11 protein-coding genes are annotated in these 12,307 nt (G+C 61.8%); 4 read left to right on the forward strand and 7 right to left on the reverse strand.

Features of this window, described 5'->3' with window-relative positions; translation table 11 throughout:
• Positions 1–7: 7 nt before the first annotated feature.
• From G3N59_RS11970 to G3N59_RS11980, 3 genes are all read right to left on the reverse strand, one after another.
• A complete protein-coding gene (locus tag G3N59_RS11970) occupies positions 8–967 on the reverse strand; it encodes a hydroxymethylglutaryl-CoA lyase (RefSeq protein ID WP_205982819.1) in 960 nt (319 codons plus the stop codon).
• 15 nt (positions 968–982) lie between these two features.
• Positions 983–2,173: a CoA transferase gene (locus G3N59_RS11975; protein ID WP_205982820.1), complete on the reverse strand. Its 1,191-nt coding sequence runs from the start codon at positions 2,171–2,173 to the stop codon at positions 983–985.
• A gap of 75 nt (positions 2,174–2,248) precedes the next feature.
• On the reverse strand, positions 2,249–2,494 hold the full coding sequence (locus tag G3N59_RS11980; protein ID WP_205982821.1) for a hypothetical protein: 246 nt from the start codon (positions 2,492–2,494) through the stop codon (positions 2,249–2,251).
• Here G3N59_RS11980 and G3N59_RS11985 point away from each other — a divergent pair.
• A complete protein-coding gene (locus tag G3N59_RS11985; protein WP_205982822.1) occupies positions 2,493–3,473 on the forward strand; it encodes a D-2-hydroxyacid dehydrogenase in 981 nt (326 codons plus the stop codon). The two genes, G3N59_RS11980 and G3N59_RS11985, sit on opposite strands and share 2 nt — an antisense overlap.
• 91 nt (positions 3,474–3,564) lie before the next feature.
• On the opposite strand, the gene G3N59_RS11990 is transcribed toward G3N59_RS11985, so the two are convergent.
• Entirely contained in the window at positions 3,565–3,810 is a 246-nt protein-coding gene (locus tag G3N59_RS11990) for a hypothetical protein (protein ID WP_205982823.1), read from the reverse strand.
• A 136-nt stretch (positions 3,811–3,946) separates the two neighbouring features.
• Positions 3,947–5,584 carry a gamma-glutamyltransferase family protein gene (locus tag G3N59_RS11995; RefSeq protein WP_205982824.1) on the reverse strand — a complete coding sequence of 546 codons (1,638 nt, stop codon included), beginning with the start codon at positions 5,582–5,584 and terminating at the stop codon, positions 3,947–3,949.
• A 136-nt stretch (positions 5,585–5,720) separates the two neighbouring features.
• On the opposite strand from G3N59_RS11995, the gene G3N59_RS12000 reads away from it, so the two are divergent.
• The 3 genes from G3N59_RS12000 (at position 5,721) to G3N59_RS12010 (ending at position 9,955) form a co-directional block, all read left to right on the forward strand.
• Positions 5,721–6,584 (forward strand): LysR substrate-binding domain-containing protein, encoded by an 864-nt coding sequence (locus tag G3N59_RS12000; protein WP_205982825.1) that lies wholly within the window; start codon positions 5,721–5,723, stop codon positions 6,582–6,584.
• A gap of 219 nt (positions 6,585–6,803) precedes the next feature.
• Positions 6,804–8,324 carry a phospholipase D family protein gene (locus tag G3N59_RS12005; protein WP_205982961.1) on the forward strand — a complete coding sequence of 507 codons (1,521 nt, stop codon included), beginning with the start codon at positions 6,804–6,806 and terminating at the stop codon, positions 8,322–8,324.
• Positions 8,325–8,569: 245 nt separating this feature from the next.
• Complete coding sequence (locus G3N59_RS12010; RefSeq protein ID WP_205982962.1) at positions 8,570–9,955, forward strand: cytosine permease; 1,386 nt, start codon at positions 8,570–8,572, stop codon at positions 9,953–9,955.
• A gap of 100 nt (positions 9,956–10,055) precedes the next feature.
• On the opposite strand, the gene hutG is transcribed toward G3N59_RS12010, so the two are convergent.
• Positions 10,056–10,862 (reverse strand): N-formylglutamate deformylase, encoded by an 807-nt coding sequence (gene hutG, locus G3N59_RS12015; RefSeq protein ID WP_205982826.1) that lies wholly within the window; start codon positions 10,860–10,862, stop codon positions 10,056–10,058.
• Between the two features lie 30 nt (positions 10,863–10,892).
• Positions 10,893–12,293, reverse strand: a complete 1,401-nt coding sequence (locus G3N59_RS12020) for a formimidoylglutamate deiminase (protein ID WP_205982827.1) — start codon at positions 12,291–12,293, stop codon at positions 10,893–10,895.
• Positions 12,294–12,307: the final 14 nt, after the last annotated feature.

Consider the following 12,307-nt stretch of genomic DNA (forward strand, 5'->3'; position numbering starts at 1 on the left):
TCACTCCTTATGAGAACGCGCGCTGCTCGGGCATGCCTTGCACGCCGCCAGGCAACGGATGAAGGTCGGTGCGGCGGCCCGCCTTGAGGATCTGGCTCGGCACGTCATGGCCGATCAGCGCAGGCAGACGCGCCGACGCATCAAGCACGGCGGCAAGATTCACGCCGGTATCGTAGCCGTCCAGTTCGAGCATGTGTACCAGTTCTTCGGTGCAGACGTTGCCCGTGGCGCCCGGCGCATACGGACAGCCACCGAGCCCGCCGAGCGACGCATCGAAGCGCACGATGCCCGCTTCGAGCGCGGCCAGCGTATTGGCAAGCGCCATGCCGCGCGTATTGTGAAAATGCAGCGTCAATTCGAGCGCATCGAATTGTGCGCGCGAGCGCTCGCACAGCTCGCGCACCTGACTCGGATAAGCCATACCGGTCGTATCGCAAAGCGTGATGCCATGCACGCCGCGCTCTGCAAAGCGCGCCATCCAGTCGAGCACGGTTGCAAGCGGCACATCGCCTTCCATCGGACAGCCCATCGCGGTCGACAGCGAGACGTTGATCGCCACGCCCGTGCCGCGCATTGCGTCGATCACATCGCCGAGTTGTGCAAACGACTGCTCGCGCGTCATGCGCAGATTCGCGCGATTGTGGCTTTCGCTCAAGGACATCACGAGATTCACTTCGTCCACGTTGCACGAAAGCGCGCGCTCCGCGCCTCGCACATTCGGCACAAGTACCGTATAGACCACGCCCGGTTGGCGCGCGATGCCATGCATGACGGCCTCCGCGTCGCGCAGCGCGGGAATCGCTTTCGGCGAAGTGAACGACGTCACTTCGATCTTCGCGTAGCCGCATGCGCTCAGCGCATCGATCAGTGCGATTTTATCGTCGGTATCGATAAAAGCCGCTTCGTTCTGGAAGCCGTCGCGTGTTGCGACTTCGTTCAGATACAGGCGTTTTGACTGCTTCGTCATGGTCTCCTCCCGCGTTCAGATCACACCGCGTGCGCGCCAGGCGTCACGCGTCGCTGCGTCGATGCCGATCGATTCCAGCACCGTATCGGTATGCTCGCCGAGCGTCGGCGCGCTGTGCTCGATCACACCGGGCGTCGCGTTCAGCTTCGGCACGATGCCGGGCACCTGCACCGGCGTGCCGTCGGGCAGGCGGTCTTCGACGATCATCTCGCGGGCGTGGTAATGCGGATCGGCGGCGATATCCGCCACGTCATAGATACGCCCCGCCGGAATGCGCGCCTCGTTGAGCGCGGCAAGCACATCGTCGAGCGTGCGGCGCGCACACCAGGCGCCAATCGCCTCGTCGATGCGCGCGACCTGCGCGACGCGTCCGTCGTTCTGCGCAAGCGCCGGATCGGCGCCCAGATCCGGGCGCTCGATCAACTCCATCAAGCGGCGATAGATACTGTCGCCGTTGCCCGCAATCAGCGCGTATTTGCCGTCGCTGCAACGGTAGGCATTACTCGGCGCGATGCCGGGCAAGCTACTGCCGGCAGGCTGGCGCACCGTGCCGAACACCGAATACTCCGGCAGCAGACTCTCCATCATGTTGAACACCGATTCATAAAGCGCGACGTCCACCACCTGGCCCTTGCCGCCCTGCTGCTCGCGATGGCGCAAGGCCATCAGGATGCCGATCACACCATGCAGCGCGGAAAGCGAATCGCCGATCGAAATCCCCACGCGCACCGGTGTACGTTCTGGCTCGCCGCTGAGATGGCGCAGACCGCCCATCGCTTCCGCCACGACGCCGAAACCGGGCCGGTCGCGATACGGTCCCGTCTGACCATAGCCCGACACGCGCAGCATGATGAGCCCCGGGTTGATCTCGCTGAGCACGTCCCAGCCCAAACCCCAGCCCTCGAGCGTGCCAGGGCGAAAGTTCTCGATCAGCACGTCTGTTTCCGATACGAGACGACGGATCACATCCTGCCCTTCCGGCGCGCGCAGATCGAGCGTGAGCGATTGCTTGTTGCGCGATTGCGCCGCCCACCACACGGAAGTGCCTTCGTGCAGCAGACGCCATTTGCGCAGCGGGTCGCCGCTGCCCGGCGGCTCGACCTTGATGACGCTCGCGCCGAACTCAGCGAGCATTTTCCCGGCGAACGGGCCCGCGATCAGCTGCCCAAGCTCCAGAACGCGGATACCCGAAAGGGGTCGTGACATGATTGTCTCCAGACTGGTTTTCGAATCTGGACACCATCATGGGCTGGATCGGGCGCTTTGATAATCGATGGTTGCTCAATCGGGGTTGAGCAAATGGAAAGGCTTGCGGTTCGCGAGCGCGGCTCCCGCAATATTCCCGAGATTTTCCCGCGCTTTTCCCGATCGGAAACTTTTGTCGATCAAACAGCAAACCTCGTGGATCACGCGCGCCGCACAATGCAGCGTGACTGAAGGGTGACTGCATGGCGCGCCCTTCCGTGCTCCTTCAAGCGCAACAATTTTCCCGATTTCCGATCCGCCCATTTTCCCGCTCTCGCTCATGACCGACCTGGCTGCGCCACCCCGCGTCGTTTTTCTCGACCGCGCCACTCTTGCGCCGCAATCCCGTTTGCGCGCCTTGCCGTTCGACCATCGCCTGGAAACTTACGATCGCACCTTGCCCGCCGAGGTGACGCAACGTATCCGTGACGCCGATATCGTCATCACCAACAAGGCGCCGATCACGGCGGACGCGCTCGCACAGGCACCGCGCGTACGCATGATCGCCGTCGCGGCAACCGGCACCGACAATATCGATCTACAGGCCTGCGCCGCGCGTGACATCGTCGTGAGCAATATTCGCGGCTATGCGCGCAACACGGTACCGGAGCACACCTTTGCGCTGATCTTCGCGCTGCGGCGCAGCCTCGTCGCCTATCGTGAAGCCGTGCGCGCCGGGCGCTGGCTCGAAGCGGGCCAATTCTGCTTCTTCGATTATCCGATTCGCGATCTGGCAGGGTCGACGCTCGGCATTATCGGCGCGGGCGCGCTCGGGCAAGCAACGGCAGCGATCGGTCGTGCGCTGGGACTGCGCGTGCTGTTCGCGGCACACGCAGACCGCGCTGATACCACCGAGGATTTCGTGCCCTTAGACACGCTGCTCGCGCAAAGCGACATCATCTCGCTGCACTGTCCGCTCACGCCCGCTACGCGCAACCTGATCGATGCAGCTGCTTTCGCACGCATGGCACGCCGCCCGCTGCTGATCAATACCGCGCGCGGCGGTCTCGTGGACGAAGCCGCGCTGGTCGACGCGCTTCAATCCGGGCAACTATCTGGCGCGGGTTTCGATGTGGTTTCGCAAGAACCGTTGCCTGCGCAACATCCTTTCCAGGCGATACTCGGGCATCCCGGCTTTATTCTCACGCCTCACGTTGCGTGGGCGAGCGACGAAGCGATTCAGGCGCTAGCCGATCAACTGATCGACAATATCGCGGCGTTTTATGCGGGGCAGCCGAGGCATGTCGTCGGACGCAAATAAACGCAACGCCTCGAAAAGCAAAAGGCCCTCGCGGGCCTTTTCATTTCCATCTCATCGCTGGCGAATCACGCGCGATGCATCAACAGCACATTCAAGCCGAAGCCGGATGTGCCGTGTGCCAGTCATCGATGGACTGACGCGCCTTGTGCTCCACCATGCTCACCACCATCAGCACATCGATCTTGAGCTTGGGAAACTCGAGGTCCACGACCGGCAACTGGACATCGCGTACTTCGTCTTTCACGCCTTTGATATCTGCGCGGCACAGCCATTGGGTGTCCGTCGCGTCGGCTTTCGTATCGACATTGATCTGAAAGCCACGGTATTCGATCGACATTTAACTCTCCGCCATCTGACAAAACGTAAGCATCACGCGTTGCTGCACTGCAACGCCACCCACGAATATAGCACTGCTGGGTAAATCGTTCAGTACAGCGGGCCAGTGTGCATCAGACAGCGTCAAACGGGCGTGCTCAGAAACCCGCAGCGAGGCCGTCGCGCCGTGTATCGCTGGCCGCCACATAACCGCGTTCGAGGTCATCGCGATCGAGTTTCCAGATGAATTGACCGGAGCCGAAATCCATATAAGGATCGTCGATACCCTGAATGACGTGGCCGCGTGCTTGCAGCGCCTGCGCGGTATCGGCATCGAAAGTCGATTCGATATCCAGCGTGAAATCGCGATTCACTTTCCAGCGTGGCGCATCGCACGCGGCCTGCGGTTGCTGGCCGTAATCGAGCATACGCACCACCGTCTGCAGATGACCTTGTGGCTGCATGTCGCCGCCCATCACGCCGAAACTCATGACCGCTTCATCGCGGCCATTCACCTGCTGCGTGAGGAACGCGGGAATGATCGTATGGAATGGCCGCTTGCCGCCATCGACCACATTCGGCGAAGCCGGGTCCATCGAAAAACCGCAACCGCGATTCTGCATGGCAATACCGGTGCCCGGCACGACTACGCCCGATCCAAAGCCCATATAGTTGGACTGGATAAAGCTCACCATCATGCCGCGCTCGTCGGCGGCGGAAAGATAAATCGTGCCGCCCGAGCGCGGCATGCCGAAATCGAATTGCGTCGCGCGCTTCGGGTCGATCAGCCTGGCGCGTTCCTTAAGATACGCCTCGTCGAGCATCTGTTCGGGCGTCACTTCCATCGATTTCGGATCGGAAACATAACGATAAACATCGGCGAACGCGAGTTTCATCGCTTCGATCTGCAAATGCTGCGATTCGATGCCATCGCATGGCAACGCAGCAATATCGAATTGCTCCAGAATGCCGAGCGCAATGAGTGCCGCAATGCCCTGCCCATTAGGCGGAATCTCGTGCACGCGATAGCCGCGATAGCCCTTTGAAATAGGCTCGACCCACTCTGCGCGATAGTTGCGCAGATCGTCGAGCGTGAGCGCCCCGCCGCCTTCGCGTGCAAACGCCGCGATGCGCTCGGCGATTTCGCCTTCGTAATACGCGCGCGGCCCGGCTTCCGCGAGCCGCCGCAACGTGGCCGCATGGCCCGGCAAACGTACATGCTCGCTGATCTCGGGCGCGCGTCCGCGCGGCATAAATGTGTCTGCAAAACCCGGCTGATTGTGCAATTCCGGCACGGCAGCCTGCCATTTGCGCGCGACGATCGTGGGCACCGCATACCCGCGTTCAGCGATCTCGATCGCGGGCGCCATCAGGTCCGAGAACGGCAGCGAACCGAACTTCGCATGCAGCGCTTCCCAGCCTGCGATCACGCCCGGCACCGTGACCGTATCCCAGCCGCGTTTGGGCTGTCTGGCCAAGCCGTTTTCCTCGCCGTATTTGCGGCGGAAGTAGTCGAGATTCCAGGCAGCCGGCGCGGTGCCGGACGCATTCAGGCCATGCAGGCGCTCACCGTCCCAGACAAGCGCGAAAGCGTCGCCGCCGAGGCCGCACGACACCGGCTCGACCACCGTGATCGCCGCCGCAGCCGCAATCGCCGCGTCTACCGCGTTACCGCCTTTCCAGAGCATGCGCAAACCGGCCTGCGCCGCCAGCGGATGCGAGGTCGAAACGACGTTGCGGGCGAACACCGGCAAGCGCGGCGTCGGATAAGGGTTGTGCCAGTTAAAGCGTGTCATGACGATATCGGTTGAAGTGGTCGAAGCACGGCGAAGCGCCAGCCAGGCGCATCGGTCAGACGGACATGACAATTATCTTGAAGGCTCAAGCAAAAAAACATTAATATTTTGTTTTCGATACTTAAATATTTCTTCCATGCTCTCCCTGCGCATGCTGCGTACCTTGCACGCCGTCGCGCGTAGCGGCTCGTTCGCCCTCGCTGCGGAAAAGACCGCGCTCACGCAGGCGGCCGTGAGTCTGCAGATGCGCGGGCTCGAAGAAGCACTGGGGCGCCAGTTGTTCGACCGGCGCGCCCGTCAGGTGGCGTTTACGCGCGAAGGGCTGGAAATCTGCACGAAGGTCGAACGCATTCTCGATCTGATCGACGAACTGCCTGCCAGTGCGGACGATACGCTGCAAGGCTCGGTGATCGTCGGTGCCGTGGTCTCTGTGATCGGTGCGCTTTCGCTTGCCGTTGCGCACCTCAAGACCGGGCATCCCGAACTGGAAGTGCGCCTGACTTCCGCGCGCTCGGCCGAGCTGGCCGAGATGGTGGAAACGGGTGAAGTCGATGTGGCCGTGGTGGTCGGCAATGCCGACGGCACGGTGCACGAATCGCTCGCATGGACGCCGCTTTATGAAGAGCCGCTCATGCTTGTCACTAGCCGTGCCGTGAAAGGCAACGACACGCGGCGCATTCTGCGCGATCGAAACTTTCTCCGTTTCGATCGCCGTGTTCCAACCGGCAACGTGATCGACAACGCCTTGCGCACGCTCGGCATGAAACCGCAGGAATACCTCGAACTCAATTCCATCGAAACGATCGTCTCGCTCGTGCGCAACGATGTGGGTGTCAGCGTGCTGCCCGTGCTCCACAACGGCAATTGGCGTGACGATCCCAATCTGAAACTCATTACCTTGAGCAATCCGCCGTTCATGCGCACGGTTGGCATGATTCACCGTAAAACCAATCGTCGCGCGGTCCTGTTCGCTACGCTCGCACAGATGCTGCGCGAATAACGAAGTCATTGTCGCGCGCCAATCGGTCCGCGTTCGGCAAGCCCAACCGGAGCGCAGCCAGTCCGCACACGATTCAAGCGCGCGTGCGCGCATCCTCGTGGAATGGCCAATCGCATTCGCGTAAGCTGACGCCAATCTCCGCGCGGATGCTCCATGCCAAGATCGTCCATTTCATCGATAGTGAAGCGATGTTTGTTCTCCGGCATCGGCACCGGGTCCATGCTGTGCGCGCTCGCGCTCACGGCCTGCCAGCTACCCACGCCAGGTCCGCGTACGGATTCCACTGCCCTGAGCCTCACACAGGCGCGCGCGACGCCGCTGGGCGTGGCGATCGAAAGCGCAATCGCTACGCATCCGGGTCTGAGCGGCATCGATCCGCTCGCGAATCCGCTGGACGCCTTCGCCGCGCGCGTCGATCTCGTCCGCGCTGCGCAACGCACGCTCGACGTGCAGTACTACATCTGGCGCAACGATCTCACGGGCACGCTATTGCTCGAAGCGCTGCGCGAAGCCGCGAATAGAGGCGTGCGTGTGCGTCTGCTGCTCGACGATAACGGCATCCCATCCTCGCTCGATGCCACGCTCGCCGCGCTGGATGCCCATCCCAACATTCAGGTACGCCTCTTTAATCCCTTCGCCATACGCAGCCCGAAATCGATCGGATTCCTCTACGATTTTTCGCGCCTGAACCGGCGCATGCATAACAAGTCGCTGACCGCCGACAGCATGGCCACCATCCTCGGTGGCCGCAATATCGGCGACGAATATTTTGGCGCGACGGACGGCGTGGTATTCGCCGATCTCGATGTGCTGGCCGTTGGCCCTGCTGCCAGCGATGTCGCGCACGATTTCGACCGATACTGGTCAAGCGCTTCGGCATGGCCCGCGCATGAAATCCTGCCCGCGCCGCAGCCAGCCCAACTCGATTCGCTCGATCGCGCCGCGCAAGCCGTTCAGACCAATCCCGCTGCAAAAGCCTTTATTGCAGCGCTGCAAGAACAGACCGACGTACGCCGCCTGCTGGACGGCACCCTGCCACTCGAATGGGCGCCCACGCGTCTCGTGAGCGACGACCCGGCCAAGGCGAAAGGCAAGGCCGCGCCGGAATCGCTCGTACTCAATCAGTTGCGCGACATCCTCGGCGAACCGAAGCGCGAAATCGATCTGGTCTCGCCGTACTTCGTCCCCGGCGAACTGGGCACGCAATACTTCACGCAACTCGCAGCGAATGGCGTGACGGTGCGCGTGCTCACGAACTCGCTCGAAGCCACCGATGTGCTGCCCGTCCACGCCGGCTACGCTCGCCGTCGGAAAGCCTTGCTCAACGGCGGCGTGGAATTGTTCGAATTGCGCCGCGCGGCCGGCACAAGCGCGAACAGGGAACAGGCACCCGGCGTATTCGGCAGTTCCGGTTCGAGCCTGCATGCGAAAACGTTCGCGGTAGATGGTCGGCGCGTCTTTGTCGGTTCGCTCAATTTCGATCCGCGCTCGGCCAATCTCAACACCGAACTCGGCCTCGTGATCGAAAGCCCGGTGCTTGCGGGCCGCATCGAATCGGCGTTCTGGACCCAGGTTCCGAAGCTTGCCTGGCAGGCGAAACTCGACCCGGACGGTTCGCTCTACTGGACCCGCGAAACCGCAGACGGCACGATGCGTTACGACACCGAACCAAACTCGCGCTGGAGCTCACGCCTGGCCGTCTGGTTCTTTTCCATCCTGCCGATCGAGTGGCTGCTGTAGCGCCGCCGCATACGCACGCACTCATCCACGAATAATCATTTTTTTCCGATTGGAAACCCGGCGCACAATGCACCGGCGCACGTCACTGCACGCGGGTAACTCCCTATTTCGCACGAGTTGTCTATACAACAAGATTTGAGCATCCTTGCGCTCGTCTGCACGGGCGTCACGCCTACTTCCTGTTACCGGAGCCGTCCGTGGCCATTCCTGAATCCCTCGTCAAACTTGAGCCGGAAAGCCGCAAGCTGCTGGAATCCCGTTCAATCGACTACATTCCCGATACGGAACGCCACGGCAGCCTCTTCAGCCAGTTCACGCTCTGGCTTTCCGCCAATCTGCAGGTGACGGCGATCATCACGGGCGCGCTCGCCGTCGTGCTTGGCGGCGACGTGTTCTGGTCGCTTATCGCGCTGTTGATTGGACAACTGATCGGCGGCGCGGTGATGGCGCTGCACGGCGCTCAAGGTCCGCAACTCGGCCTGCCGCAGATGATTTCGAGCCGCGTGCAGTTTGGCGTGTATGGCGCGGCCATTCCTATCGTGCTCGTCTGCCTCATGTATGTGGGCTTTTCAGCGAGCGGCACCGTGCTCGCGGGCCAGGCCACCGCGCAATTGCTGGCTGTTTCCGATACGACCGGCATCTGCCTGTTCGCGGCGCTGATCGTCGTGCTGACGATACTCGGCTATCGTTCGATTCACTTTGTCGGACGCATCGCCAGCGTGATCGGCGTGCTGGCGTTCTGCTATATGTTCGCGCAACTCTTTGCGCATCACGATATTGGCGCGCTGCTCGCCAACCGGCATTTCACCGTGGCGAGCTTCCTGCTTTCGATGTCGCTTTCGGCTTCGTGGCAGATAGCTTTCGGTCCTTATGTTGCAGACTATTCGCGCTATTTGCCGCGCTCGACCTCGCCGGCTAAAACCTTTCTGGCGGTCGGTTCAGGGTCGGTGATCGGTGCGCAGGCGGCGATGGTATTCGGCGTGTTCGCCGCGGCGCTCGCCGGGCATGAATTCGCGCACCATGAAGTGGCGTATATCGTGGGGCTTGGTGCAAGCGGCGCGGTCGCGGCCATGCTGTATTTCAGCATCGCTTTCGGCAAGCTCACGGTGACCACGCTCAATGCCTACGGCAGCTTTATGTCGATGGCCACGATCGTTAGCGCGTTTCGTGCGAAACGCGCTATTTCTACGCGTCATCGCCTTGTCTATATCGTCGGCATGGTGGGGATTTCGACGCTGGTTGCACTCGCCGGACGCCACTCCTTCCTCAAGGAATTCACGGCATTTATTCTGTTCCTGCTGGCTTTCTTCACGCCTTGGAGCGCGATCAATCTCGTCGATTATTATTGCTTTACGCAGTCGCGCTATGACGTGCCCGCGCTCTCCGATCCCCATGGCCGCTACGGCCGCTGGAATGTGAAAGCGATCACGATTTACGTGCTAGGCGTGCTGGTGCAAATGCCGTTTATTTCCACGAGTTTTTATACGGGCCCTTTCGTCGATGCGCTGGGCGGCACCGATATTTCGTGGATTCTCGGCTTGATCGTTCCCGGTGTGATCTATTACGTCACGATGCGCCGCGCGCCGCAAACCATTCCTGAGCGTTTGATTCTGCCAATCGAGCGCGACTGAAAATACGACTGAAAATACAATTCCTGACACCCAATAAAAAACGGCTCTGGACGATCAATCCAGAGCCGTTCAGCTTTCACGCTTTAATGCTTCACACTACTCAGGACGCAGCATTGAGCGCCTGAATCGCCTCCAGCGCACCGCCCACCATCTTGCGCAGCACGGGCTCGACGCGCTCTGCAAGCGCAGGCGCGTAGTCGAACGGCGCATGCTCGTTCATATACGTCGACTGGCACATTTCAAGCTGGATCGCGTGCACGCCCTGTTCCGGCGCGCCGAAATGACGCGTGATATAGCCGCCCTTGAAACGCCCGTTTGCGATCCACGTAAAGTCGCTTGCGGCAGCAGCCTGCTCCGCGCGCGCCTGCACCGATGCGTGCGTCGTGCGCCCTTCCTGTGTACCGAGATTCAGATCCGGCAGTTTGTCGTCGAATAGACGCGGCAATACGCTCGCAATCGAATGCGCTTCCCACAACAGCACGTTGGCGTGCTGGCTGCGCAGGCGCTCAAGCTCGGCGCGCAGCGTCTGATGATACGGTTGCCAATACGCCTGCACCCGGCGCTCGCGCTCCGCCGCATCGGGCGCACAACCTTCGCGATAAATCGGCTCGCCACGGAACGTTTCAGTCGGGCAGAGCGAGGTGGTCGTCTGCCCCGGATAGAGGCTTTCATCGTTAGGCGGGCGATTGAGGTCGATCACGTAACGCGAGACGCGCGCGCCCAGAATGGTCGCGCCCAGCGACTTCGCAAATACATAAAGGCGATCGAGATGCCAGTCGGTATCCGCGACCGTCAATGCGACGTCCGTGTATTGCGCGCGCAGTGCCTCGGGAATCGTGGTGCCCAGATGCGGAATCGAAACGAGCAGCGGCGCGTCGCCGCGCTCGAGGGTGTAGAGATCGGTCATGAGTCGGTCGGTCCGTTCGTGATGAGGCGCTCAGGCGTCTGCGAGCAGGCGTGCCAGCGTCGCGCGATAGTCGGCATAGAGCCGCGCTTCGTCGCGATGGCGGCGGCCTTCGACAACCTTTTCGCCGCCCGTGTAGACATCCAGCACCGGCGTTTGCCCATGCTCGCAGAACACCACCGAAGAAAGCCAGTTTTGCGGCGTTTTTTCCGCGAGATCGGGATGCTGCGCGTCGAGCACGATCCAGTCGGCGCGCGCGCCCGCTTCGAGCGCACCCACCTTGCGGCCGGTCGCCCGTGCGCCGCCGGCGAGCGCCGCGCTGTACAGGCGGTCTGCCACGCTGGTCTGTTGCGGCGCCGCCAGCACATTGCGCTCGCGGCGCACGAGGCGCTGCCCGTATTCGAGCAGACGCAATTCCGCGCGCCAGTCCACGCCGATATGACTATCCGAACCCACGCCAAACACGCCATTCGCGGCGAGATAGTCGTGCGTCGGGAAGATGCCGTCGCCCAGATTGGCCTCGGTGGTCAGACACAAACCCGCCACCGCGCCGCTGCGTGCGAGCGCCTGCGTTTCGCGATCGTCGACATGCGTTGCGTGCACGAGGCACCAGCGCGCATTCACATCGAAGCGATCTAGCAGCCATTGCACCGGACGCGCGCCTTCGGTTTCGATGCAGGCTTCGACTTCGGCGGTTTGTTCGGCGATATGAATATGCACCGGCGCATCCGGTGAAATCGCATCGAGCCCAGCCAGCAGCGATCGCAGCGACGCTTCCGAAACGGCGCGCAGCGAATGCGGCGCAACGCCATAGCGCAGTGCGCCATGCTCGGGCCGCGCGCCGCGCAGCGCTTCCACGATGCCCAGCAATTGCTCGGGCGTGTTGATGAAGCGGCGCTGATCCTCGCGCGGCGCACGCGCTCCAAAACCGCTGTATTGATAGAGCACGGGCAGCATCGTCATGCCCACGCCGGTTTCGCTCGCCGCATCGACCACGCGTTGCGCGAGTTCCGCCGGATTCACATAACGCTGCCCATCCTGCGCGTGATGCACGTAATGGAATTCGCAAACCGACGTATAACCGGCCTTCAGCATTTCCACGTAGAGCCAGCGCGCGACGGCGCCCAGATCGTCGGGCGTGATGCGCGCGGCAAAGCGATACATCAGATCGCGCCAGCTCCAGAAACTATCGGTGGGATTCGCGCGGTATTCGGTGAGCCCGGCCATCGCACGCTGGAACGCATGCGAATGAAGATTAGGCATCCCAGGTATAACCGGACCCGATGCCTTCGCGACACCATCGGGCGCTGCATCGAGACCGGACTGCACGCGCAGCAGCGTGCCCGCTGCATCCCATTCGAGCAGCACATTGCGTTGCCAGCCTTGCGGCAGCCAGGCCTGTGCCGCGAACAGCGAGCGCGAAGCATCATTCATAGTCGTGGCGTGAT

It is taken from the genome of Paraburkholderia sp. Ac-20340 (genome assembly GCF_017104965.1).
In the GTDB taxonomy this organism is placed as follows: domain Bacteria; phylum Pseudomonadota; class Gammaproteobacteria; order Burkholderiales; family Burkholderiaceae; genus Paraburkholderia.

Bases quoted from the DNA above. Each gene is read 5' to 3' on its own strand.
- G3N59_RS11970 (WP_205982819.1), bottom strand. From the start codon at position 967: ATGACGAAGCAGTCAAAACGCCTGTATCTGAACGAAGTCGCAACACGC.
- G3N59_RS11975 (WP_205982820.1), bottom strand. From the start codon at position 2,173: ATGTCACGACCCCTTTCGGGTATCCGCGTTCTGGAGCTTGGGCAGCTG.
- G3N59_RS11985 (WP_205982822.1), top strand. From the start codon at position 2,493: ATGACCGACCTGGCTGCGCCACCCCGCGTCGTTTTTCTCGACCGCGCC.
- G3N59_RS11980 (WP_205982821.1), bottom strand. From the start codon at position 2,494: ATGAGCGAGAGCGGGAAAATGGGCGGATCGGAAATCGGGAAAATTGTT.
- G3N59_RS11990 (WP_205982823.1), bottom strand. From the start codon at position 3,810: ATGTCGATCGAATACCGTGGCTTTCAGATCAATGTCGATACGAAAGCC.
- G3N59_RS11995 (WP_205982824.1), bottom strand. From the start codon at position 5,584: ATGACACGCTTTAACTGGCACAACCCTTATCCGACGCCGCGCTTGCCG.
- G3N59_RS12000 (WP_205982825.1), top strand. From the start codon at position 5,721: ATGCTCTCCCTGCGCATGCTGCGTACCTTGCACGCCGTCGCGCGTAGC.
- G3N59_RS12005 (WP_205982961.1), top strand. From the start codon at position 6,804: ATGCTGTGCGCGCTCGCGCTCACGGCCTGCCAGCTACCCACGCCAGGT.
- hutG (WP_205982826.1), bottom strand. From the start codon at position 10,862: ATGACCGATCTCTACACCCTCGAGCGCGGCGACGCGCCGCTGCTCGTT.
- G3N59_RS12020 (WP_205982827.1), bottom strand. From the start codon at position 12,293: ATGAATGATGCTTCGCGCTCGCTGTTCGCGGCACAGGCCTGGCTGCCG.